General features: G+C 71.3%; 18 protein-coding genes. 15 read left to right on the forward strand and 3 right to left on the reverse strand.

All coding sequences use genetic code 11. The annotated features are described in order from the left end of the window. The first annotated feature begins 687 nt into the window (after window positions 1–687). From QZ258_RS11555 to QZ258_RS11575, 5 genes are read left to right on the forward strand one after another with little or no spacing between them, the layout of a single operon-like run. Window positions 688–1,920, forward strand: coding sequence for a CpaF family protein (locus QZ258_RS11555; RefSeq protein WP_294181684.1), 1,233 nt, complete (start codon window positions 688–690; stop codon window positions 1,918–1,920). Next, the gene (locus tag QZ258_RS11560; protein ID WP_294181685.1) at window positions 1,917–2,780 is read left to right on the forward strand and encodes a type II secretion system F family protein; all 864 of its coding nucleotides are present in this window, start codon (window positions 1,917–1,919) and stop codon (window positions 2,778–2,780) included. Before QZ258_RS11555 ends, QZ258_RS11560 begins: the two co-directional genes overlap by 4 nt. Next, a complete protein-coding gene (locus QZ258_RS11565) occupies window positions 2,777–3,715 on the forward strand; it encodes a type II secretion system F family protein (protein ID WP_294181687.1) in 939 nt (312 codons plus the stop codon). Before QZ258_RS11560 ends, QZ258_RS11565 begins: the two co-directional genes overlap by 4 nt. A 53-nt stretch (window positions 3,716–3,768) precedes the next feature. Further along, on the forward strand, window positions 3,769–4,341 hold the full coding sequence (locus QZ258_RS11570) for a 3'-5' exonuclease (RefSeq protein ID WP_294181689.1): 573 nt from the start codon (window positions 3,769–3,771) through the stop codon (window positions 4,339–4,341). Window positions 4,342–4,343: 2 nt separating this feature from the next. Beyond that, window positions 4,344–5,663: a hypothetical protein gene (locus QZ258_RS11575; protein ID WP_294181691.1), complete on the forward strand. Its 1,320-nt coding sequence runs from the start codon at window positions 4,344–4,346 to the stop codon at window positions 5,661–5,663. Window positions 5,664–5,669: 6 nt separating this feature from the next. Here the strand turns inward: QZ258_RS11575 and QZ258_RS11580 are convergent, their stop codons facing one another. Beyond that, a complete protein-coding gene (locus QZ258_RS11580; RefSeq protein ID WP_294181694.1) occupies window positions 5,670–6,173 on the reverse strand; it encodes an SRPBCC domain-containing protein in 504 nt (167 codons plus the stop codon). Window positions 6,174–6,282: 109 nt separating this feature from the next. On the opposite strand from QZ258_RS11580, the gene QZ258_RS11585 reads away from it, so the two are divergent. The 5 genes from QZ258_RS11585 (at window position 6,283) to QZ258_RS11605 (ending at window position 8,439) form a co-directional block, all read left to right on the forward strand. Next, on the forward strand, window positions 6,283–6,885 hold the full coding sequence (locus tag QZ258_RS11585) for a DnaJ domain-containing protein (RefSeq protein ID WP_294181696.1): 603 nt from the start codon (window positions 6,283–6,285) through the stop codon (window positions 6,883–6,885). Window positions 6,886–6,952: 67 nt separating this feature from the next. Further along, window positions 6,953–7,126 (forward strand): hypothetical protein, encoded by a 174-nt coding sequence (locus tag QZ258_RS11590; protein ID WP_294181697.1) that lies wholly within the window; start codon window positions 6,953–6,955, stop codon window positions 7,124–7,126. 23 nt (window positions 7,127–7,149) lie between these two features. Continuing rightward, entirely contained in the window at window positions 7,150–7,545 is a 396-nt protein-coding gene (locus QZ258_RS11595) for a TadE/TadG family type IV pilus assembly protein (RefSeq protein WP_294181698.1), read from the forward strand. Beyond that, on the forward strand, window positions 7,520–7,996 hold the full coding sequence (locus QZ258_RS11600) for a hypothetical protein (protein ID WP_294181699.1): 477 nt from the start codon (window positions 7,520–7,522) through the stop codon (window positions 7,994–7,996). Before QZ258_RS11595 ends, QZ258_RS11600 begins: the two co-directional genes overlap by 26 nt. Next, window positions 7,993–8,439, forward strand: a complete 447-nt coding sequence (locus QZ258_RS11605; protein ID WP_294181701.1) for a pilus assembly protein TadG-related protein — start codon at window positions 7,993–7,995, stop codon at window positions 8,437–8,439. The genes QZ258_RS11600 and QZ258_RS11605 overlap by 4 nt, the downstream gene beginning before the upstream one ends. On the opposite strand, the gene QZ258_RS11610 is transcribed toward QZ258_RS11605, so the two are convergent. Next, a complete protein-coding gene (locus QZ258_RS11610; protein ID WP_294181703.1) occupies window positions 8,408–9,664 on the reverse strand; it encodes an MFS transporter in 1,257 nt (418 codons plus the stop codon). The genes QZ258_RS11605 and QZ258_RS11610 overlap by 32 nt on opposite strands. 42 nt (window positions 9,665–9,706) lie before the next feature. Between QZ258_RS11610 and prfB the strand changes: the two genes are divergently transcribed. Further along, entirely contained in the window at window positions 9,707–10,813 is a 1,107-nt protein-coding gene (gene prfB, locus QZ258_RS11615) for a peptide chain release factor 2 (RefSeq protein ID WP_294181706.1), read from the forward strand. 26 nt (window positions 10,814–10,839) lie between these two features. On the opposite strand, the gene QZ258_RS11620 is transcribed toward prfB, so the two are convergent. Continuing rightward, on the reverse strand, window positions 10,840–11,862 hold the full coding sequence (locus QZ258_RS11620) for a helix-turn-helix transcriptional regulator (protein ID WP_294181708.1): 1,023 nt from the start codon (window positions 11,860–11,862) through the stop codon (window positions 10,840–10,842). An 85-nt stretch (window positions 11,863–11,947) separates the two neighbouring features. Here QZ258_RS11620 and QZ258_RS11625 point away from each other — a divergent pair, with 85 nt between their 5' ends. The 4 genes from QZ258_RS11625 to ftsE form a co-directional block, all read left to right on the forward strand. Next, window positions 11,948–13,549 (forward strand): S1C family serine protease, encoded by a 1,602-nt coding sequence (locus tag QZ258_RS11625; protein ID WP_294181710.1) that lies wholly within the window; start codon window positions 11,948–11,950, stop codon window positions 13,547–13,549. A 113-nt stretch (window positions 13,550–13,662) separates the two neighbouring features. Next, on the forward strand, window positions 13,663–16,440 hold the full coding sequence (locus QZ258_RS11630; RefSeq protein ID WP_294181712.1) for a BTAD domain-containing putative transcriptional regulator: 2,778 nt from the start codon (window positions 13,663–13,665) through the stop codon (window positions 16,438–16,440). 63 nt (window positions 16,441–16,503) lie between these two features. After that, window positions 16,504–17,817, forward strand: a complete 1,314-nt coding sequence (locus QZ258_RS11635; RefSeq protein WP_294181716.1) for an OmpL47-type beta-barrel domain-containing protein — start codon at window positions 16,504–16,506, stop codon at window positions 17,815–17,817. A gap of 97 nt (window positions 17,818–17,914) precedes the next feature. Beyond that, window positions 17,915–18,649 (forward strand): cell division ATP-binding protein FtsE (gene ftsE / locus QZ258_RS11640; RefSeq protein WP_294181718.1); only part of this gene is annotated, 735 nt, incomplete at its 3' end.

Raw genomic sequence — 18,649 nt, forward strand, 5'->3', positions numbered from 1 at the left:
CCGCTACTTCTCCGAGCACTCCATGGCACTGCTGCTCACCGACCCCGAGGAGGTAGCGATCCCGGAACTGACCGCGGCATAATCCCAATCAGCTGATCTCGCACGGTGTTGAGAAACTCCACCAACCAGCGGGACGTCACCCTTGCTCGCTCGCCTGCCCCCTTCCGCGAGCGGTGCGAAAAGTGCGATGTGCGAGCACGGGATCGCACGTTTCGCACCGCTCGCGCGGCGGATGCGCGGAGCGCGCTGCTCGCGCGGGCGGGGCCGCATCCGGCAGCTCGGAGGTCCCGGGCCGCCCGCCCCTGCCTGCCCGGCCCCCGCGAGCGGTGCGAAACGTGGGGTGTGGGGGCGCAGGATCCCGCGTTTGGCACCGCTCGCGAGGCCGCGCGGCGCGAGGCCGCGCCGGGGGTGCCGTGTGCAGGGGTGCGTGTGCGGGCGGGGGGCTTGGGCAGGGGTGCTCGGGTGCGGGCGTGAGCGCTTGGTGCTCGCCGCCGCATCTCGCGAGCGGTGCGAAACGTGGGGTGCGGGGGCTCAGGATCGCACGTTTGGCACCGCTCGCGCGGCGGATGCGCGGAGGGCGCTGGGGGAGCGCGCGACCCGCGCGCGACCCCGCACCCGACCCCGCGCCGCATCCGCGGGTGTGGATGGATGCGGCGGCGCCAGCGCGCATCCGCGCAGAATCGCGGCGTGGAATCCGCGATCGCGTCGATCACCGAGCGCGTGCGCCTGCGGGTGCGGGGCGAGGGACTCGACCTGACGGCCGAGCAGGGCCTCGCACTGCGGCTCGCCCGCGAGGAGGTGCAGCACTACAGCGAGCGCGCGCTCGGCGGCTCGGTGCCGCTGCTGCCCGACGAGGTGGCGGCGGTGCGCGAGGTGGTCGCCTCGCTCGTGGGCTTCGGTCCGCTGCAGCCGTTGCTCGACGACGATTCGATCGAGGAGATCTGGATCAATTCCCCGCACCAGGTGTTCGTCGCGCGGGACGGGGTGAGTGAGCGACTCGCGATGTCGCTCACCGAGTCGGAGGTGCGCGACCTGGTCGAGCGGATGCTGCAGTCGACGGGGCGCCGCGTCGACCTGTCGAGCCCGTTCGTCGACGCGAGCCTGCCCGACGGCTCGCGGCTGCATGTCGCGATTCCCGACATCACGAAGGCGCACTGGGCGGTCAACATCCGCAAGTTCCGGGCGGGGATGCGCGGCCTCGAAGACCTGGTGAGGCTCGACTCGCTGCCCGCCGAGGCGGCCGGCTTCCTGCACCTCGCGGTGCGCAGCGGCCTGAACGTGATCGTCTCGGGCGGCACTCAGGCCGGCAAGACGACGCTGCTCTGCGCGTTGCTCGGCTCGACGCGGCCCGAGGAGCGCATCGTCACCGCCGAGGAGACCTTCGAGCTCTCGCTCGACGCGTCCGACTGGGTGGCGCTGCAGTGCCGCCAGCCGAGCCTGGAGGGCACCGGCGAGGTGTCGCTGCGTCGACTCGTCAAGGAAGCACTGCGGATGCGCCCCGACCGCCTGGTGGTCGGCGAGGTGCGCGAGGCGGAAAGCCTCGATCTGCTGGTGGCGCTGAACGCGGGCATCCCCGGCATGTGCTCGATCCACGCGAACGGGGCGCGTGAGGCGCTCGTCAAGCTGTCGACGCTGCCGCTGCTCGCGGGGCGCAACATCGATGCGGGTTTCGTGGTGCCGACGGTCGCCTCGTGCGTCGACCTGGTCGTGCACGCGGAGCTGCACCGCGGGGTGCGCCGGGTGGCCGAGATTCTTGCGCCGACGGGGCGCGTGACGCCCGGCGGCGAGATCGAGGCGGTGGAGCTGTTCTCGACCACGCGCGGCACGTTGCGCGCGACCGGCGAGGTGCCGCCGCGCATGATCAAGTTCGAGCGCGCGGGCGCCGACCCGGCGCCGATTCTGCAAGGTGCCGCCGCGTGACGTCCTGGATTCTGGGGATTCTGCTCGGCGCGGGTGTGCTGCTGGTGGCATCGCCGTGGCTGTGGCCGCGCGTGGAGCGCGCGCCTGCGGCGAGCCGGTGGGGCGACACGATCACCCACCGTCTCGCGCAGGCGGGCCTCGCGCGGGTGCGCCCCGAACTTTTCCTCGCCACGAGCGTGCTGCTGGGGCTCGCGGCGGGCACGGTCACGCTGGGGCTCTCGGGCATCCCGGCGCTCGGGTTGGCGGCGGCGGTCGCGTCGGCTGGGGTGCCGTGGCTCGTGGTGTCGTCGCGGGCGCGCCGCCGCCGCCGGCTCGCGCGCGCGGCCTGGCCCGATCTGATCGATCATCTGGTGGCCGGGATGCGGTCGGGGCTGTCGCTCACCGAGAGCATCGGATCACTTGCCGGCCATGGCGCCCCGGAGTTCCGTGAGGCGTTCGCCGCTTTCGATCGCGAGGCGCGGGCGCGCGGCACGCTCGGCCCCGCGCTCGATGAGCTGAAGGCGCGGCTCGCCGATCCGGTCGCCGACCGGGTGGTGGAGACGCTGCGGTTGGCGCGGGATGTCGGCGGCACCGAACTGCCCGGGCTCTTGCGCGGTCTCGCTTCGGCGCTGCGGCGCGAGCAGGCGGCACGCGCCGAGGCGGAGGCCCGCCAGTCGTGGGTGGTGTCGGCGGCGCGGCTGGGGGTCGCGGCGCCGTGGATCGTGCTGCTCGTGTTGGCGAGCAGGCCCGAAGCCGCCGCCGTGTATGCGAGCCCCGGCGGCACGCTTCTGCTGCTTGCCGGTTTCGTGGTGACGGTGGTCGCCTACCGGCTGATGGTGGCGCTCGGGCGGCTGCCCGAAGAGCGGCGGTGGTTCGCGTGACGCCGACGATCGCGCTCGCGGTGACGCTCGGCATCACCCTCGGCGTGGGCGCGTGGACGCTGCTGGCGCTGGTTCCGCAGTTCGGGGCGCCGCGGCTGTCGCGGCGGCTGGCGCCGTACCTCGTGGATGTGTCGCCGCACGCGCGAGAGCTCGTCGCCGAGCGAGCGGGAGAGCCGACGAGCGTCGTGATGGATCTTCTCGGGCCGGGCCTGGCGCGACTGCGACGGCTGCTGACGAGCACGCTCGGCGGCGACGACCAGATCGTGCGCCGCGCCCGCCAGGCGGGCCTCGCGCTCTCGGTGGAGCGGTTCCGCTCCCGCCAACTGCTTGCCGCGCTTGCCGGGCTCGCCGTCGGGGTGCTCCTCATCGCCGTCTGGTCGAGGTCGAACGCGGTGCCGGTCGCGGCGTCGGTCGCCCTCGTGGCGGTGTGCGGCGCGCTCGGCCTGCTCGCGCCGGAACAGCTGCTCGCCCGGGCGGCCCGCCGCCGTCAGGCGCGCATCGCGGATGAGTTGCCGACCGTGCTCGAGTTCCTCAGCCTCGCCCTGTCGGCGGGGGAGAACGTCGTGGATGCGCTGCGCCGCGTCGCCCGCACCGGCAACGGTGAGCTGGCGCGCGAGTTCGCGCGCGTCGTCGCCGACATCAACGCGGGGGCGGCGGTTCCGGATGCGCTCACCCGCTGCGCCGACGCGATCGGTCTGCCGGCGTTCACCCGCACCGCCGACCAGCTGATCGGCGCCCTCGGTCGCGGCACGCCGCTCGCCGAGGTGCTGCGCGCGCAGGCCGCCGACGTGCGCGTGGAGGCGACCCGCCAGCTGATGGAATCCGCGGGCCGCAAAGAGGTCACGATGCTCGTGCCCCTCGTGTTTCTGATCCTCCCGGTCACGATCGCGTTCGCCCTGGCCCCCGCGGTGCTCGTGCTGCAGATCGGGTTGTAGTTCGTGTCGGCGAGCTCTGTCGCCCGCTCGCACCCGCCCGATAGCCTCGCCAGGTGAGCCAGATTCAGCCCCGCGGCGAGACCTTCATTTCGATCGACGTCGAAACGGCCGGCAGCGTGCCGAGCCGCTTCGCGTTGCTGTCGATCGGCGCATGCCTGGCCGATACGCCGACCACGACGTTCTATGTGGAACTGCAGCCGGATCGCGAGGAGGTCAACGCGGAGGCGCTCGCGATCAGCGGGCTGGACCCCGCATCCCTCGCGGTGGAGGGTGTCGAGCCGGCCGTCGCGATGCAGCGCTTCGCCGACTGGGTGGCCGACGTGGTGCCCGAGGGCAACGTGCCGGTGTTCACCGCCTTCAACGCGCCCTTCGACTGGATGTTCGTCGACGATTACTTCCAGCGCTACCTGGGGAGGAATCCGTTCGGGCATTCCGCGTTCGACATCAAGTCGTACGCGATGGCGGTCGCCGACGGCACCTGGGCCGAGACCAGCATGCGCGTGCTCTCGCCGAAGTACTTGACCGGGCGGCCCCTCGCGCACAATGCTTTGAACGACGCTCAAGACCAGGCGGAGCTGTTCCGAGCCCTCCGTGCCGATGCGAAGGCTCGCCCACGACGGGAGTAACGATGCCCCAGGATTCCGAGTTCGATGTCACGCTGATCGTCGAGTCCGCGGTGCGACTCGGGATCGAGCTCGACGAGGCCGAGACGCAGCGCTGGCTGCGGGCGCTCGCCGACACGGAGGCCGACGAGATCACCGTGGATGCCGACAGCGGCACCTTCGGACATCGCGTCACGATGCTCGATTTCTCGCCCCGCGACCTGGAGCGCTTCCGGCGCATCGGCCAGATCGTCGAGGTGACGGGGCCGCCGGAGGTCGCCGAGAGCGCTCTGGCACTGTCGGGGAGCGCGGCGCAGTCGAAGATCCAGTCGTTCCCGGGCGACGCCGACTACTTCCAGCGGCTGAACCTGAAGGCGCCCACCCGCGAGGACGCCTGCATTCTGATGGCGCGCCTGCTGCACGAGCACGCGGTGAGCCATGCGCGCGGCGCCGGGTTCCAGTTCTTGGAGGCGAAGCTCGGCTCCTACCCGGCCGATGGCACGCACGCGGGCAAGCCCGTGTCGAAGGGCAGCCCGATCTCGTGGACGGCCGAGGAGGTCGAGGCGGGGTCGCTGACCTTCGAGTCGAGCGAGCACGGCACGACGACGATCCTCTGGGAGCAGGCCGCGCTCGATCCCGGCTGGGTGAAGCTGGATTGGGTGGTCGCCGACCCGGATCGCGGACAGCTCTCGAACGCGAGCAACGTGATCGACGTGACCTGGGAGAGCCCCGACGGCGAGATCGTCTCCCTCGACGGCTACCTGGACGCCTACTTCCAGGAGGTGTATCTCGACGCCGACGCGGTGCCGACCTTCGCCAAGCTGGCCCGCTTCGTCTCCGATGACGCGCTCGACGACTACGTCGACCGGCTGGAGGGGGAGGTGCGCAAGTACCTGACGAAGAGCCTCAACTACGGCAAGGCCGCCAAGCGGATGTACAACATCTTCCGGCTGTCGGGCCGGCACATGGATGCCGCGTTCGTGCGCGAACTCTTCGATGAGCCGGCGACGCTGCTCTACCAGGTGTGGTCGCTCATCTCGACGCTCGACAACGCCACACAGCCCGGCAGTTCGATCCCGATCGATGCGGTGCGCGCGCAGGCCGACGAGCTCGTGCTGAGCGTGATCGACACGCTCGAGGGCGCCGAAGAGACGGCGATCGTGAAGGCGCTGCTGCAGCTGCGCCGCACCCTCGAGGATCAGGATGCGGGGGAGCGCCGCACGACCGAGGTCGAGGCCGCCCAGGCGAACGTCGTCAACCAGGTCAACACGTTCTTCCGCGACAAGCTGGAGGCGGTGCCGACGATTCGCGAGTACATCCGCGAGATGCAGGCCGAGAAGAAGTAGCCCGGGTCAGTCCGCGGTGAGCGCGGCGTAGTACTCGCTCATCGCCGGGAAGTAGTGGTCCCAGTTGATGCTCGCCACGTCTCCGCCGCCGAGGCTGGCGACGAGCCGGTCGAGGTAGTACTCCCAGCCGGGCCCGACGCTCGCGAGGTCGTTGTCTTCGGCGAGCTGGGTGAAGAGCACCGTCGTGACACCCTCATCGTGATCGAGGGTGACGGCGAGGTGCCAAATCTGGTCGCCGACCTCGGTCTCGACGGCGTAGTGCTCGGGTGGCGTGCACTCGACAATCGTCGCGCGCTCGCCGGGGATCTCCGCGCCTTCGGACGTCATGAAGAAGGTCACGACACCGTCGCGCGGATCGCCCTCGAAGCGTCCGATCCAGGGTTCGAGCAGATCGGATTCGGTGAACGCGGCCCACACCTCGTCGATGTCGTGGCGCACGCGCCGGGTCAGCTGAAGCTCGGGGCCGTGGCGCCCGGGGGCGAGCGTTCCGGTGGGGATCGGCGTGGTCATGGCCAGCTCCTCTCGCGCGACCCGCGGCGGCGCGGGCCACGGTTCGAGCCTACGCTCGCGCGAGCGAAGTGGCGGGGGCAGTTCGTGACGGCGCGCGTACGCTGAGCGCATGCCGAGGATGGATCGCGACGCCGCCGCCGGGCTGCTCGGTGTCTCGGCGAACGCGACGCGAGCCGAGGTGATGGCGGCGTTCGCGCGTCGGGCGCGCACCGCGCATCCGGATGTCGAGGGCGGCGACGCGGAAACGTTCCGGCTGCTGGTCGAGGCGCGCGACGTGCTGGTGGCACCGCGGGACGCGGCCGCGAGCGCGGCCGGGGTGCGAGGTTCGACGGCCGGCACCGCGCCGCGCCGGGTCGTGGTGCGCGAGAACGCGCCCCGCCCGCACGGGCCGCTGCTGGTGGCGGCGTGGGTGGGCATCCTCGTGGTGGCGGCGTTCTTGTCGGTGTTCCGGGTCGAGCATCCGTGGGCCCCGTGGGAGCCGCTGCTGCGGTGGGCGCTGCTCATCGCGGCGGGCTGGGGTTTTGCCGTCACCGGGCGCCGGGGGCTGCTCGGGGTGATGTCGCTGCTGTTCCTCGCCTGCGTGGTGACGACGCTCGTCGTGACCACCTGGGGCGGGCTCGTCGGCCTGCTTCTCGCGATCCCGGCGCTCTACGGGCTGGCGCTCTCCGGTGAGGCGCGCCGTCGACTCGCGCGGGATCTCGGCGGCGCGTAGCCGGCCGACCCGCGCCCGCTGTGGAGAACCCGCGACGGGAGCACCCGCGACCGATCACCCTGGAGGCATGACACGCCTTCACAACCTGTGGATGCTGGCCCGCGACGACCGCGGCGACGTTCCCGGCTGGGTGCTGATCACCCTGATGACCGCCGGGCTCGTGATCGTGATCTGGGGGCTCGCCGGTCCCGCGCTCGCCGAGATCTTCGAGAACGCGATCTCGCGCGTCGCCGGGATCTGACCGGGCGCACCGGTGGCCAGGCGATGAGCTTCGCACGGCGGCTCGCCGACGAGCGCGGGTCTGCCCCGGCCGAGTTCGCGCTCGTCGGGGCGCTGCTCACGATGCTGACCGTCGCCGTGCTGCAACTCGGGCTCGCCCTGCACGTGCGCAACAGCGTGCTCGACGCCGCCGCCGAGGGGGCGCGCTACGGGGCGCTCGCCGACCGGGGCCCCGCGGATGCGGCGGCGCGCACCGCCGAACTCATCACGCTCGCCGTCGGGGCCGACTACGCGCGCGACATCTCCGTCTCGTCGGGGGAGTGGCAGGGGCATCCGGCGCTCACCGTGACGGTGCACGCAACCCTCCCGTTGATCGGGCTCCTCGGAGCCGAACGCGCCCTGGAGGTGACCGGTCATGCGGCGATCGAGACGCTGGACTGAGCGCATCCGCCGGCTCGGTGACGATGCCGGCTCCGCCTCGATCGAGTTCATCGGCGTCGGCGTGCTGATGCTCGTACCGATGGTCTACCTGGTGTTGGCGCTCGCGCAGTTGCAGGCCGCCGCCTTCGCCGTCGAAGGCGCGGCGCGGCAAGCGAGCCGGGTGTACGTGCAGGCCGACACGGTCGGCGCCGCGAACGCCGCCGCCGAGCGCGCGATCCAGGTCGCGCTCGCCGACTTCGGGGTCGAGGATGCGCCGCGGCAGGTCGAGACCTCCTGCCAGCCCGATCCGGGGGACTGCCTGACCCGTCGCGGCTTCGTCACGATCCGGGTGACGGTCGACGTCGCCCTGCCACTCGTGCCGCCGATCTTCACGCTCGGGCTGCCCGCGAGCATCCCGATGAGTGCCACCGCCACCGAGCAGGTGTCGCGCTTCGCGGGAGGCAGCGGATGACGGCGCGGCCCGACTGGCGTGACGACACCGGCTCGACGCTCCCGCTCGTGCTGTTCTACGCCGCCCTCGCGCTCGGGGTGATCCTTGTCGTCGTGGCGGCGAGCTCCCTCTACCTCGAGCGCAAGCAGCTCTTCACCCTCGCCGACGGCGCCGCGCTCGTCGGCGCCGAGTCCTTCGACCTCGGCGACGTCACCGTCACCCCGGAGGGTGAGCTTCGGCCGACGCTCCACCCGGATCAGGTGGCGGATGCGGTCGGCGAGTATCTCGGCAGCATCCCGACGCCCACGCACGAGGCGCTCCGCGTCGTCGAGGCGACCACGCGCGATGGCGCGAGCGCGACCGTCACACTCGAAGCGATGTGGCGGCCGCCGGTCGTCACCGCGCTCGTGCCGGAGGGCATCCGCATCGAGGTCACCGCACACGCTCGCGCGGTGTTCGGCTGACGAAGCGCGGAATCGCCAGCCGCCACACCGTGGCGCCCACAAGCCCGATGCCCGCGATGACGCCGGCCGCGACCGGCAGCGAAGCCGCCGCCGTCACCGCCGCGATCACGAGCGGCGCGGATGCCCCGCCCAGGTCGTTCGTGAATCGCCACGCCCCGAGAAACAGCGCCGGGCGGCGGGGATCGGCCAGATCCGAGCCCAGCGTCATCAGGATTCCCGAACTCAGCCCGTTCGCCACCGCGAGCGTGAAAGCGATGGCGACGAACCAGGTGGCGGGCTCTGGGGCTTCGGAGGTGGCGGCGAGGGCGAGATGCGCGAGCGACAAGAAGGTCAGGCTCGGCACGGCGACCCAGAGCCGGCCGACGCGATCCATCAGCCACCCGCCCGCATAGAACAGAGCGAAATCGACGCCACCCGCGATGCCGATCACCAGGGCGGCGGTGGTGCCGTCGAGACCGATGCTGACCGCCCAGAGCGGCAGAATCACCAGGCGCGAGGCGCGCAACGCCGACATGATCGCGCTGCCGACCCCCACGGTTGCCAGCACCTGCCGTCGCGCCCAGAGGGTGCGGAACAGGCCGTGCGCCTCGTCGGCGACGAAGAGCTCGCCGGTGGTCGGCGCGGCGTTACGGTGCTCCGCTCCGAACACCGACTCGGGATCGCGCAGCAACACGAGCACGAGGGCGGCGACCAGGCATCCGGCGGCGAGCACGGCGAAGGCGGCCGCCGGCACTCTGGTGAACTGCAGCAGACCGGCGGCCGCGAACGGGCCGAGGAACAACCCCAGACGATGGGTGCCGCCGAGCGTCGACAGGGCACGGGCGCGGAATGCGACCGGCACGAAGCTGGTCAAGAACGCATGCCGGGCGAGGGCGAAGACCGCGCCCGCCAGCCCGATCACGAAGACCGCTGCGGCGAGGATCGCCGGATTCGGCGCAAAGAATCCTGCCGCGGCACCGAGGATCGCGACCCCGGCCGCGGTGATCATCGCGACGCGTTCGCCGATGCGGGCGATCACCACGCCGCTCGGGATGTCGCCCACGAGAACCCCGACCATGAGCATCGCGGCGACCAGACCCGACGTCGCGAGGTCGGCACCGAGACCGCCGGCCACGAGCGGCAGCACGGGAAGGATGGCGCCCTCGCCGAAGGAGAAGAGGAGCGTCGGAACCAGGGTGGTCACCATGACGGCGCGCCAACGAGGGGATGTGGTCTCGGTGCTCATCGTGAACGCTAGGGTACGCCCGCCGGTAGGCTGGGGGACGCCATGATCGACCTCGACCTCAGCGACCAGATCGCCGCCCTCCGCTCCACCTTCGCCGACATCACCTCGGTGGTCGACCTCGAGCGACTCCGGCGCACCATCGCCGAGCTCAGCGAGCAGGCGGGAGCCCCGGATCTCTGGGACGACACCGAGAAGGCGCAGAAGGTCACCAGCGCGCTGAGCCACCGCCAATCGGAGCTCGCCCGGATCACCGAGATCCAGAACCGGCTCGACGACCTCGACGTGCTCGTCGAGATGGCGATCGAAGGTGACGATGTCGAGAGCGCCGACGAGGCGAAGGCCGAGCTGGTGAGCCTGCAGAAGACCCTCGGTGACCTCGAGGTGCAGACGCTGCTCGACGGCGAGTACGACGATCGCGGTGCCGTCGTCACGATCCGTTCCGGCGCGGGCGGCGACGACGCCACCGACTTCGCCGAAATGCTGATGCGCATGTATCTGCGCTGGGCCGAGCGCCACAAGTACCCCGTGAAGGTGCTCGACACCTCCTTCGCCGAGGGCGCGGGCATCAAGTCGGCGACCTTCGAGGTGGATGCGCCCTACGCCTTCGGAACGCTCAGCGTCGAAGCCGGCACCCATCGTCTCGCCCGCATCAGCCCCTTCGGTTCGGCCGACAAGCGGCAGACCAGCTTCGCCGCGGTCGAGGTCATTCCCGTCATGGAGGAGGCGCAGGCGGTCGAGATCCCCGAAAACGACATCCGCGTCGACGTGTTCCGTTCCTCCGGCCCCGGCGGGCAGAGCGTCAACACGACCGACTCGGCGGTGCGCATCACCCACATCCCGACCGGCATCGTCGTCTCGATGCAGAACGAGAAGTCGCAGATTCAGAACCGCGCCGTCGCCATGCGCGTGCTGCAGACCCGCCTGCTGCTGCTCAAGCGCGAAGAGGAGGCGGCGAAGAAGAAGGAACTCGCCGGCACCATCACGGCGAGCTGGGGCGACCAGATGCGCTCCTACTTCCTCTACGGCCAGCAGCTCGTCAAAGACCTGCGCACCGGCCACGAGGTCGGAAACCCGGCCACCGTCTTCGACGGCGACCTGGACGGCTTCATCGCCGCGGGCATCCGCTGGCGCAAGCGCGACCAGGACTGACCGCGCGCGCCGGCCGCGGGCCGCGCTCAGCCGAGCAGTGACGCGACCAGTTCGCGACGACTGCGCAGCCCCGCCTTGGCGAACACGGACTTCAGGTGGTCTTGCACCGTGTACGGCGAAAGCGAGAGGCGGCGCGCGATCTCGCTCGTCGCGGCGCCGTCGAGCACCAGGTCGACGATCTCGCGTTCGCGCCGCGTGAGTCCCAGCGCGGTCAGATTCAGCCGCGCCCCCTCCCGGCCGGTGATCGCCGCCACCTCGACGACGACGGAGGGCGCCCGGGTGACGGTGTCGTTGACCACGGTCGCGCGCACCCGCACCCAGCCGGCGGCGGTCGAGGGGATGCGCAACTCACCCACACCGTGAACGCGCGCCGTCGTGACCGCGGTCACGATCGGCACCGGCACCGGGCGGGCCCCCGTCGGGTCGAGAATCGCGACCCAGGAGCGCGCGTCGGCCGACGACGCCGTGAGCCGGTTCGCCGCATCGACGACAAGCACCGCGTGGCTGCTGCGCGGTGCGGGCCCGGTGCGCGGACCGCCGCGAAGCCCCCGCGCGAGCGTCGGCGCCAGCAGGCGCGCGAGTTCGGTGACCGACTCGTCGAAGTCGGAGGCGCCGACGCTGCGGAACAGTGACATCCCGCCGAGCAGGTGCTCGCCCTCCACGGCAGCCACCCGGATCTCGTGCGCGATCGCCAGGCGCGGGGCAAGAAACTCATCGAACCGGGCGTTGCGATGCGGGTCGCCGTCGGTCTCGTCGCGCAGCCGCGCGACCGGGTTTCCGCGCTGGGCGAGTGCCGCGAACGCGTCGGGGGTGGGGGCGACGTACTCATAGCGGGCGAAGTGCGGGTAGCTGTCGTCCGGGAGTTCGCGCTTGATCGACCCCGTGATGAGACCCGTATCGCGGTCCATCGGGGCCATCACCGCGGCATCGAAACCGACCCCGCGCGCGAAGATCTCGAGCGCCTCCTCCGCGAAGGCATCCCACGGCAGGCGCGCCCCCGCGAGGCGGTCGATCCGCTCGCGCGTCCTCGACGCCGTCGCACTGCGCATGGGCACCAGTATGGAACGTAATCACGGCGTTAACGCTGAGATTTTGACCCGAACTCGGCTCCGTCGTCTCCGTACCGTCGCCGACATGACTGCACGCACGTTCACGAAGACCGGGGTTTCGGCCGCGGCACCGTCCCGCGGTCGGCGCTCGCCGGCACGCATCCGCTCGCGCGCCTCGCGCGCTGTGGCGTTCCTCGCGATCCCCGCGACTCTCACCCTTTCCTCCTGTCTTCCGATCTCCCTCGGAGGGACCCACGATGACGGCACGGTCGATTTCGACGGCGTGCAGTCAGCCACCATCCAGATCGAGGCCGTCGGAACGTTCGTTGATCCCTCCGAGGGGGGCTACGAAGCCGCAGGTCGCGGCTCGGGCTTTGTCATCGACGAGTCCGGCATCGCCGTCACCAACAATCACGTCGTCGTCGGCGCCGGCACCCTCAAGGTGTGGCTCGGCGGCGACACCGGCACCACGCTCAACGCGAAGGTGCTGGGGTCGTCGGAGTGCCTCGATCTGGCGGTGATCGACCTCCAGGACGCGGGCTACCCGTACATGGGATGGCGCAGCGACGACATCTCCACCGCGATCGACGTCTACGCGGCGGGCTTCCCGCTCGGCGACCCGACGTTCACCATGACGCGCGGAATCGTGTCGAAGGCGTCGACCGCGGGCGAGACCCCGTGGGCGAGCCTCGACCGGGTGATCGAACACGACGCCCGGATCCGCGGCGGCAACTCGGGTGGTCCTCTGGTCGACCAGGACGGCCGCGTCGTCGGGGTCAACTACGCGGGCAACGACCAGCACGACCTCAACCTGGCGATTCACCGCGACGAGGTGCTGTCGGTGATCGAACAGCTCGCCGCGGGCGAAGACGTGCTGAGCCTCGGCATCAACGCGACCGCGCTCATGGGCGAAGACGGCGTCGGCCTCGGCGTGTGGGTCAGCTCGGTGAAGTCCGGGTCCGCGGCCGATCAGGCCGGCATCCTCCCGGGCGACCTGCTGACCCGGATGGAGGGCGTCACCCTCGCGACCGACGGCACGCTCGGCGACTACTGCGATGTGCTGCGCACCCACGGCCAGGACGCGACCCTGTCGGTCGAGCTTTACCGACCGAGCGAAGGCATCTACTACCGCGGCAAGGTCAACGACGGATCGGCGGTCACCGCCGTGACGGTGCTCGGCAACGACGGCGGAACCGGCGGCGGCGCCGCGAGCGGCGAGTACGTCTCCGTCGTCGACGACACCCAGTCGATGATCGTCGAGGTGCCCGCGAGCTGGAACCAGTCAGACGGCTCGGTCTGGACCGACGGCAACGGGTTCCGCTACGCCCACATCGAGGCGAGCCCCAACCTGGCCGCCTACGCCACCAGCTGGGATGTGCCCGGGGTTTCGATGTACGCCTCGGCCGAGGCCTACGGCAAGGTCACCCCGAAAGACCTCATGAAGATGATGTCCGATTCGCTGCCCGCCGAAGGGTGTGAGCTCCTGGAGTCCGAGAGCTACGACGACGGCTGGCACAGCGGCGGCTACACCTACTGGGACGCCTGCGGCGGCAAAGCGGCGGCGCTCGTGGTGACGGCCGACGCACCGGAAGGCGGCTACGTGATCATGGTCGCCATCCAGTCGACAACGGAGGCCGACCTCGCGGCGATCGACCGCATCCTGGGCAGCTTCTACGCACAATTCTGATCGGCGGGGGGCCAGTCGGGCGCGAGCGAACGAGTCGCTCGCGCCCGACGTCTGCCCAGAAATCCCAGATTCCTGGGAGTGACGCCGCGCCCGCGCGCGCCTATCGTTCGAGCGTGTCTGACTCGATTCCCGCGCGCGCGACGATCTCGTTCCTGCCGGAACTCGCCATCGTCGACGACGGGCACCGGGAGCGGATCCGCGGCGAAATCCCGGCGGCGATCGCGGCACGACTGGCGCTGACCCCCGGGGTGACCGTCTCCACGGATGCGCTCATCGCCGCGCTCTGGGAATCCCCTCCCGACACGGCCGCCGTCTCGGTGCGGGTCGGGGTGTCCAAGCTCCGACAGACCCTCCTCGGCTCGGCCGTATCCGGTGGTCGTGGCGGTTACCTCCTCGACCGCGCGCCGTCCGAGATCGACCTGGTGCGCTGGGAGCGGGCGCTCGCCGAGCAGACCGGCGACGACCGGATCCGGGTGCTCGACGAACTGGCACGCCACGCCGACGCGAGCCTGCTCGGCGCCCTCGCCGACCGCCCATTCGCGGCCGAGGCCCGTGCAAGCTTCGCCCGCCTTCGGCGCGCGGCGTTCGAAGAGCTCGCCGAGGTGCGCATCGACCGGGCGCAGTTCGACGACGCGCTCGCCCTGGTCGATCGACTGTGCGTCGAGTTCCCGCTCGATGAGCGACCCGCCGAACTGCGCGCGCGGGCGCTCGCCGGAGCCGGGCGAATCGCCGACGCGCTCGAGGCCCTCGACCGACTTCGCGAACGGATGCGCGACGAGCTCGGGCTGGAGCCGTCGAGCTCGGTCACCGAACTGAGGGCGGGCATCGTCCGCCAGACGCCGACGGGCGTCGAGCCAGCGGCCGGCTCCCAGGTCGAGAGGCACGGCATCCCCACACCGCTGACGCAGTTCATCGGGGGCGACGCCGAGCTGCGCTCCCTCGACGAGGCGCGCGCCGAATCCCGACTGATCACGATCGTCGGCCCCGGTGGCGTGGGCAAGACCCGTCTCGCGATCGAGAGCGCGCGGCGTGCGACGCTTCGCACCGACCAGGAGCAGTGGATGGTCGATCTCGCCTCGATCGCGGCGCACGACTCGCTCGTGCGTGCGATCGCCGAGCGACTCGCGGTCCCGGAGCCGAGTGTCGAGGCCATCGCCCGGCGGCTCGACGGGCGGCGGGTGCTGCTCATTCTCGACAACGCCGAGCACCTGCTCGACGCGCTGCGCCCGGTGGTGCGCGACCTGCTCCACTCCACCCGGGGGCTTCGCCTCGTCGTGACCAGCCGGGAGCCGCTCAAGATCCCGGGGGAGCGCGTTGTCACGGTCGCGCCGATGCTCGACGACCGGGTGGGGGAGGCGGTGCGGTTGTTCCGGGCCCGCGCGCGCGAAGTGCGCTCCGACCTCGACTGGGAGACACAGGAGACGCAACTCGAACGGATCTGCACCGTGCTCGACGGGGTGCCTCTCGCGCTCGAACTGGCGGCCGCCCAGCTCGACGTGCTCGACCTCGACGAGGTGGCGCGCGCCGTGGTCGGCGGCGCCGAGGCGCCCGGGCTACCCTCGCGTCACGTCAACTTGACTGACACCATCCGCGCCAGCGTCGACCTGCTGCTGCCGGCGGAACGCTCGATGCTCGCGCAGGTGGCCCGGTTCGCCGGGACGTTCCGCCTCGACGACGCGGTCGGCGTCTGTCAGCTGGAGGCCGGAGGCGAGGCCGCCGTGGTGCGCCGGCTGGTCCAGAAGTCCTTGCTGTCGCCGTCCGATCACGCGGCGGCGGGCCGCCGCTACCGCGTACTCCAATCGGTGAAGTCGTATGCGCGCGCCCACCTCGACGCCGGCAGCACGACGGCCTGGTCGGCGCGGCACCGCGCCTGGTGCGCCGAACTGGCCGAATCGCTTGCGCCCGCGCTGCTTGGCCACGACGCCCCCGCGGCACGCGCGACGCTCGATCTGGCCACGCCCGACCTGCGACTGGCCCTCGACAGCGCGATCGAGGTCGGCGATCGGGATGGCGCGCTGCGCGTCGCCGGATCCCAGACCCACTACTGGATGTCCCGCGGCCTGCTCCGGGAGGGGCGTGCAGCGCTCGAACGAGCGCGCGCGGTCCCGGGGAACGTCGAGCCGGCCGCGGAATCGGTCGCCGTGACGGGGATCGCGCTGCTCAGCTACCAATCCGGTGACCCCGCGGCCGCGACCCGCTATCTGCAGGAGGCGCCGTCGATCGTGGAACGCGCCGGGGACACGAGTCGGCTGGCGATCCTGCGCGCCTACGCCGCCTACGCCACGAGCCTGTTCGGTAACCGCGCCGAGACGCTGCCGCTCATGGAGAGCGCCCTCGCGCTGCTGCCCGAGGCCGAGCCGTGGGCCGTTGCGGAGGTGACGCTGTGCCAGGGGCAGGCGGTGCGCGCACTCGGTCAACCCGCGCTCGCGCTCGAGCGCCTCGCCGAGGCGCGCGAGCTGGCGAGCAAGATCGGCTACGCCTGGATCGCCACGAGCGCGCGCTACGTCGCGGGCAAGGTGCTCGTTGACGTGCGACGCGCCCGCGACGCCGTCGAGCTGCTGGTTCCCGGCGCGCGGCGCGCCCTGGCCGACGAGGACCCGACCAGCGCCCTCGCGCTGATGCATCTGGTCGGCGGCGCGAGCGCGCTGCTCGATCGGCAACGCGACGGTGCCGTGATCTTCGGCGCGGTCGACGCACTCGGCCCGCGATTCGGCTACCACCCCGTGCGCACCGAGGGAGCGGATGCCCAGGCGCACCGCGACCGCGTGCGGGGCGCGCTCGGCGCCGCCGAGTGGCGTGCCGCACTCGCCGAGGGGGCCCGTCTCGACTTCGAGGGCCTGTTCGCGGTCGGAACCGGCCTGCTGGCGACGCGCGGACGATCGGCTGCGTAGCCCGAACGTAAGCGGGCGCCCGCAGCCCGAAACCGGGGACCCGTCTCGGCCGAAGATCGCTGCATGACTCTCACCTCCCACCCCCGCGCCGTAGCGCGCGCCGCGGGCGCCCTGGCGCTCGGCATCCCCCTGTCCTGCATCGCGACGACCGCGGCTGTGGCCGATGTCGACCCCGATACGCAGGCCCCGTCCTCCACCTTCAACGTGATGACCGCCCCGCCGAGCGGCTGGTTCCGCAGCACCGCCCCGGTGCGGATGACCGCCCACGACGCGGACGGTTCGGGCGTGGCCTCGATCGACTACCAGATCAACGGCGGCCCGATCATCTCGACCGGCCGCGACGACGTGTCGCTGAGCTTCGCTGACGACGGCGTGTGGACCATCACCATGTGGGCGGTCGACCACGCCGGCAACGCGGAAGAACCGCACAGCTACACGGCACGCATCGACCGCACCCTGCCCGAGATCCGGGTGGATGCTCCCGCCACGGTGCGCCAAGGATCCCGCGTGCTGTTCTCGGTGACCTGCGAGGACGCGCACTCCGGAATCGCCGCGTGCGACTCCAACGTCGAGAACGGCACCCCGTTGCCGACGAGCGAGCTCGGTGTGCACCGGGTGACGATCTCGGCCGACGACGTCGCCGGCAACGTGCGTACGATCGACTTCGACTACGAGGTGCTCCCCGATGTCGAGGCGCCCACGATGTCGCTCTACATCTCGGCGGAACCCGCGACCGGTTGGTACACCTCCGCCGTGGATGCGATCGTGCGCGCGCACGACGACAGCGAGATCGCCTCCGTGCACTGGGCGAAGCGCGGCGCGGACACGGGCAGCGCGGGCGTCTCCGGCGTCTCCGCTACGCCCGTCCAGGTGAACGGTGACGGCGTCACGACGCTCACCTACTGGGCGTTCGACGCGTTCGGAAACCGCAGCGCCGACACGGAGACCGTCATTCGGATCGACTCCGTCGCCCCCCAGATCGATGCGAGCGTGCTGGGGCTGGCCACCGGCATCCCCGAGTTCACGCGCGGGGCGCGCATCGAGCTCGCCGGGATGTGTAGCGACGCCACCTCGGGGATCGCCACCTGCGGTGTCGCGGGCAGTTCAGACACCCACCTCGACACCGACAGCGTCGGGGAGCACCGCGTCGTGCTCGTCGCCACCGATGTGGCCGGGCTTCGCACGGAGCTCGAGTACACCTACCTGGTGACGGCCCCGGCGCCGATCGAAAACCCGGGAGGCACGCCGGCGGCCAAGCCGCCGCGTGGAGCTCTCGCCACGACCGGAGCCGATTCGGCAGGCGCCGTCCTCATCGGCGGCCTGCTCGCCGGCGCCGGAGTCGCCCTCGTGGGGGCGAGGCGACCGCTCGGGCGCTGACGCTCCCGGGAACGGTGCGGGGTCGAAGACTGAGAGTCCGGCCCCGCACCGTGTCGTTGGCCGCATCCCTCCGAAACGTCTTTAGGCTCATCGGGAAATGATCCGATTCGACCAGGTGACCAAGTCGTACTCCGGTACCTCCCGGCCCGCCCTCAACAACCTGAGCCTTGACGTGCAAGGCGGCGAGTTCGTCTTCCTGGTCGGGGCTTCCGGCTCCGGCAAGTCGAGCTTTCTGCGCCTCGTGCTGAAAGAGGAGCGCCCCACCAAGGGCGACGTGCACGTGCTGGGGCAGCACCTCAACACGCTCGCGAGCCGCAAGGTGCCCTTCTTCCGCCGCAACCTGGGGGTCGTGTTCCAAGACTTCCGTCTGCTGCCGCAGAAGACCGTGTTCGACAACGTCGCGTTCAGCCTGCAGGTCATCGGCAAGAGCAAGGGCTTCATTCAGGAGGCGGTGCCCGACGTGCTGCGCCTCGTCGGGCTGGCCGGCAAGCAGGGCCGCTACCCGCACGAACTCTCCGGTGGTGAACAGCAGCGCGTCGCGATTGCCCGCGCCATCGTCAACAAGCCGGCGATTCTGCTCGCCGACGAGCCGACCGGAAACCTCGACCCGGCCACGAGCGCCGGGATCATGGGACTGCTGTCGACGATCAACGCTAACGGGACCACGATCCTGATGGCGACGCACGATGTCGGCATCGTCGACCAGATGCGCCGCCGCGTCATCGAGCTCGTCGGCGGTCAGGTCGTGCGCGACGAGCGCTCCGGCGGCTACCAGACGCAGGCCACGCCGGTCGCGCGTCCGGCGGCTGCTCCTGCTGTTCCTGCCGCATCC

Source organism: uncultured Schumannella sp. (assembly GCF_905479755.1).
In the GTDB taxonomy this organism is placed as follows: Bacteria; Actinomycetota; Actinomycetes; order Actinomycetales; family Microbacteriaceae; genus DCRR01.

Excerpts from the sequence above, each read along its gene's own strand:
- QZ258_RS11625 (WP_294181710.1), top strand. The coding sequence starts at position 11,948 with ATGACTGCACGCACGTTCACGAAGACCGGGGTTTCGGCCGCGGCACCG.
- QZ258_RS11595 (WP_294181698.1), top strand. The coding sequence starts at position 7,150 with ATGAGCTTCGCACGGCGGCTCGCCGACGAGCGCGGGTCTGCCCCGGCC.
- QZ258_RS11600 (WP_294181699.1), top strand. The coding sequence starts at position 7,520 with ATGCGGCGATCGAGACGCTGGACTGAGCGCATCCGCCGGCTCGGTGAC.
- QZ258_RS11590 (WP_294181697.1), top strand. The coding sequence starts at position 6,953 with ATGACACGCCTTCACAACCTGTGGATGCTGGCCCGCGACGACCGCGGC.
- prfB (WP_294181706.1), top strand. The coding sequence starts at position 9,707 with ATGATCGACCTCGACCTCAGCGACCAGATCGCCGCCCTCCGCTCCACC.
- QZ258_RS11620 (WP_294181708.1), bottom strand. The coding sequence starts at position 11,862 with ATGCGCAGTGCGACGGCGTCGAGGACGCGCGAGCGGATCGACCGCCTC.
- QZ258_RS11575 (WP_294181691.1), top strand. The coding sequence starts at position 4,344 with ATGCCCCAGGATTCCGAGTTCGATGTCACGCTGATCGTCGAGTCCGCG.
- QZ258_RS11635 (WP_294181716.1), top strand. The coding sequence starts at position 16,504 with ATGACTCTCACCTCCCACCCCCGCGCCGTAGCGCGCGCCGCGGGCGCC.
- QZ258_RS11585 (WP_294181696.1), top strand. The coding sequence starts at position 6,283 with ATGCCGAGGATGGATCGCGACGCCGCCGCCGGGCTGCTCGGTGTCTCG.
- QZ258_RS11605 (WP_294181701.1), top strand. The coding sequence starts at position 7,993 with ATGACGGCGCGGCCCGACTGGCGTGACGACACCGGCTCGACGCTCCCG.
- QZ258_RS11610 (WP_294181703.1), bottom strand. The coding sequence starts at position 9,664 with ATGAGCACCGAGACCACATCCCCTCGTTGGCGCGCCGTCATGGTGACC.
- QZ258_RS11580 (WP_294181694.1), bottom strand. The coding sequence starts at position 6,173 with ATGACCACGCCGATCCCCACCGGAACGCTCGCCCCCGGGCGCCACGGC.